The 4,073-nt window shown below is 39.2% G+C and carries 3 protein-coding genes and 1 pseudogene; 1 reads left to right on the forward strand and 3 read right to left on the reverse strand.

Annotated elements, in window-relative coordinates:
- Positions 1 to 209 (reverse strand): IS66 family insertion sequence element accessory protein TnpB (gene tnpB / locus CXF74_RS20730; protein ID WP_101084456.1); only part of this gene is annotated, 209 nt, incomplete at its 3' end.
- Positions 206 to 505: an IS66 family insertion sequence element accessory protein TnpA gene (gene tnpA / locus CXF74_RS20735; protein ID WP_101084458.1), complete on the reverse strand. Its 300-nt coding sequence runs from the start codon at positions 503 to 505 to the stop codon at positions 206 to 208. The genes tnpA and tnpB, both read right to left, overlap by 4 nt.
- A gap of 155 nt (positions 506 to 660) precedes the next feature.
- On the opposite strand from tnpA, the pseudogene CXF74_RS20740 reads away from it, so the two are divergent.
- Positions 661 to 891: pseudogene (locus CXF74_RS20740) on the forward strand (transposase); the annotation flags it as partial.
- A gap of 95 nt (positions 892 to 986) precedes the next feature.
- Here CXF74_RS20740 and CXF74_RS20745 read toward each other — a convergent pair.
- Positions 987 to 3,863, reverse strand: coding sequence for a hypothetical protein (locus tag CXF74_RS20745; protein ID WP_101084460.1), 2,877 nt, complete (start codon positions 3,861 to 3,863; stop codon positions 987 to 989).
- Between the last annotated feature and the right edge of the window lie 210 nt (positions 3,864 to 4,073).

Below are 4,073 nucleotides of genomic sequence, written 5' to 3' on the forward strand. Positions count from 1 at the left end.
CGTTTTTGCCATAGCGCAAAGCCTGTTTTATCCCAGTACAATATTTTCAGTTTGTCTTTTGATTTATTGCAAAAAACGAATAAATCACCGGTATAGGCATCGCGATTTAGCTCATCTTCCACCAGTGCTGTTAGCCCATTGATAGCTTTGCGAAAATCAATAAAGTCTCGATGTAGAAAAATCCTCGTTGGCTCAACAAACATTTTCATAACGCCAGCTCCCGTAACAATTGACTTAAATAGTTGGCGGAAGTGGTGTTTGGCAAGCTGACATTTACCTTGCCCATGGTTACCGTTATTAAGGTTTTATCTTCAACAAACTCAACCTGTGGGGGTATTTTAGCGCGAACAAAATTACTCGATGATAGGCCAAGTTTCTTTTTAATGGCATAAAAGTTCGACGTGGATAATTGTAGTTGTTGGCAATATTCAATAACGGTTAAACCACTGGATTGATGGTCTTTAATGATAGTTTGCCATTGTGTTTGGCTTCGCGAAATTCTCATGATTACCTCCAAATAAAATGAAGATATAAGGTATCTGAGATAAGGGGGGTAGGTGCTGTTCGCTATACGCTTACTTTGATTTTTAAGATTGTTTGAAACTTTGGGATGTCCGCTTTTAATTTTTTTTAATTTTTTAATTGGCTTTTAATTGTTTAATTACTGAAGACCTAAAAGAAGATGGGGTTACCCTTATCACAACCCATCGTAAAAATATGAAACTGAAGGTACTAGCTGCTTGGGATAGATCAATGTTGTCAAAAAGGTTCATTATCGAAACGATTAATGACCAACTGAAAAATATCTCTCAGATAGAGCATACTAGGAACCGAAGCTGTATTAGTTTCATGGTAAATCTTTTAGCTGGAATAATTGCCTACACTTTTTAAGAAAAGAAGCCGAGTACCAACAATACTCGGCTTGAAAGCAATTTCTTATGCAAACCTGAAGTTAAGCATAGAAAAATTTAATTGATGGGCACTGCCTAGCCTTTATGCGTGCCAAAACGGTAAAAATCTGGTCGGTCTTCGCTATTATCGAAATACCCTCTAGAAATTAATGCGTAAGGGTACACATAATACGGTTCTAGCCCTAGACTACAAGAAATAGGCTCTTCCCCAGGCTCAGGCTCAGGCTCCTTGCAGCCAAATCCTCTCATTAGAACATAGTTAACAAAGTTTTTACCTATTGTTGTTGCTCTCGTACTATTGTGTACATACCCAAATGATACTTCTGCTTCATAGCCCACAACCTCGGATATCCCCTTGTCCACTCCAAGACTAAGCTCGACTCCTGCTTCGTGACCCGTTTGGGAACCATTTTCCCTGCCAACCCAAAGTGAGTTTGTCTGAGTAATAATATCGTCTCTTATTATTAGCGGCACTGCTGATTCAAATAACATATGACCAGACTCAGAGGCAGATTCTTGTACTTCAAGTCGAGTTGGATATGAGGCAGGGTTACCTTGCTCATAAGTAAAGTATTCGTCATAAGAAGGAAATAGATTACCTAGGCTCGCATTTTTTGCATCGTAATCACTTTTCCTTATTAATGTATTCACAGCAGGCCTTGGTGCTGCAACAGCTATGATCTCTCCTCTGGGAATATTTAAAGCTGCAGGAGAGTTGATTATTTGATAATGATGATTATCATAAGGTACGATAATCATCTGCAGTATCGGTCCTGTTTCTGGAGTAACTAGATAACCGACAGTGGTTGAACTGTCATTCGATATTGAATTTCCCCACGTTCTTGCATAATTAGCCGCCACAGCTACGGAAAAACCCATCACCTTGATTTTTGACGACACACCTGCAGTGATGGAGTTTGAATATTCGTATTCAGAACCATGAGCAGATCCAAATCCAATTTCACTATAAGAACCGCTCTGCCTATCAGATGCCTCGGCATAATAAGGGACAACATCTGATATACCTAACAGTTGCATTGTAGATAATGTGATTTTATGAAGGTCAGGTCTAGCTTTACCTAAACCTGAATCTGTTCCTTCTAAGTTATGACTATAAACAGGAGGCATAGATATCAACCATTGACATGGTTGTTTGCCATCGAGAAGATCACAGTCATTCTTCAAATTAACCTCGTAACTGGAGAGGGGAGAGGTTAGAATAGAGTTTATTAGCAGAGTCACATCTGCCACCCCATATTTCATTAGTACTGTAGATTCATCGACTAAATCCTCATAATACCTGTTATCAACATCGACAATCCGCACTTTCTTAACGCGATACCCGTGGTCTCCATTAGTCTCTACCGTAAACAGTGCCAGCTCCTCTCCTTCACTGCGTACAAATTTATCTGCGTCCATCAATTGAATGGGATCAAAGTTTTGTGCAAGCCACTCATTATTATCATCGACAAAATTACCACTAACCCAAAACAGATAGTTAGTAGAGTCTCCTAAACTAAAACTTTCAATTCCACCCAAGCGTGAATGATGATGGTTACCGTATTCTAATATCATGTTCCCGAATGCAATATAATCGACTCCAACCCCATGAATATCTGCGGCTGCTATTGACCTATTATTGTAAAAAGATGAATCATGCCATGATGGATTAGTCCAATTTGAATAACCTTCATGTATTATATCATAATGACGAGTGCCAGGATTATAATCCAATCTAATCAGTCTAACTCCCAGTTGCTGTTCCGTTGGAACAAACCCTCCTATAGCTAACCGTGGGGAGTTCTTTCCATTATCATCTATTGGTAACTGAACTTGAGTTGCATCAAACATATTTAGGTTAGATAATTTAGACTTGGAGTCTGGAGTATAAAAGCCAGAATGTGAGATGCTCGCAACTGTCAAATAGCCCGTTGAACCAAGACGAATCACGTTAGTGGTTGATAGTTCATAGTTCCTTGAATTACCATTTTTCGTCCCTACTACCACCAAATGTTCGGTGTTGAGATTCTTATCCACTAATGATGATAATGATATGCGGCCATCGGTTTCCCCTTGATATTTATGGGAAATTTCATAGGCTGCGCTAAGGATAGTGTCTGTTACTACATCATTATAAAACTTGTAAACATATATCTTACCATTCACAAGAACAACCAGCCTGTCATCGTTTCCATCTTGATCAGTATCTAAATACACTACATCAAGCAGCCCAGTTAATTCCTCATACTTAATGCGATGATCATTCTCAAACAAAAACGGTATTAATTTTCCAGCCACATCGTTTAAGGTTACTGTCAAAGGCAATCCCTCAGAGTAATGCATTTCCATCTTAAGAGAAGAGCTATGATCAATTGTTATTAAACCACTAGCAGAAGGTATCGCTTCATTATTCATCTTAACCACTGCATCAGTTACAGCCCTATTAGAACGCATCTTAATACTAGTCGGACCTAGAGGCTCCCAGGCGGAGAGAGGCGGTTGATGTTCAAGGTAATCCATTGATGTAATATCGAAACTATATTGCTTGGATCCGTAATCTCCGAATTGATGGGCGTCGTCCAGTATATGGTGGTACCTATAATTACTATTCTCAAAGCTTGCATCATATCCGAGTTCATGGATGACACCTATTTCGACTACATCCTTCCCTGGATTGTAATTTTCATCAAACGTATCGCCACCATCGCCCAAAACTTTAGGCCTTGCATCAACACTATCAAGTAGAAACCCCAACTCATTTAGGTCAGTAATATATGAGTCACTTTGCTCTACTGTGATTGGCTTTACTGCTCTCACATATGTACCCGGACCATTTATACCTTGTGTACTATCAACCCTGATAGATGGTAGAGGTTGAACATTTTCAGCCGATATTAAGGGCGTAGATACAAGCCCCGCCCCTAATAAAAGCCAATTACTCATTTTAGACATGTTATCTCCTTTAGTTTCAATAATCAACGCAGAATACAGTGTACTCTTAAAGATCGCAATGTTTTAAACGTTTGAAAAAGATTTGAGCATATCAAGGAATACGGGGATAGTTATAATTAATTGATGAGTGGCCACTAGGATCTTAATTATTTACAGGATCACCGTAAGCGTCTGGGCAATGGCACCTAGCGACGCTTAATATTCCATGGT

It is taken from the genome of Psychromonas sp. Urea-02u-13 (assembly GCF_002835995.1).
GTDB lineage: Bacteria > Pseudomonadota > Gammaproteobacteria > Enterobacterales > Psychromonadaceae > Psychromonas.

Coding starts and splice junctions, on each gene's coding strand:
- tnpA (WP_101084458.1), bottom strand. CDS start 505: ATGAGAATTTCGCGAAGCCAAACACAATGGCAAACTATCATTAAAGAC.
- CXF74_RS20745 (WP_101084460.1), bottom strand. CDS start 3,863: ATGTCTAAAATGAGTAATTGGCTTTTATTAGGGGCGGGGCTTGTATCT.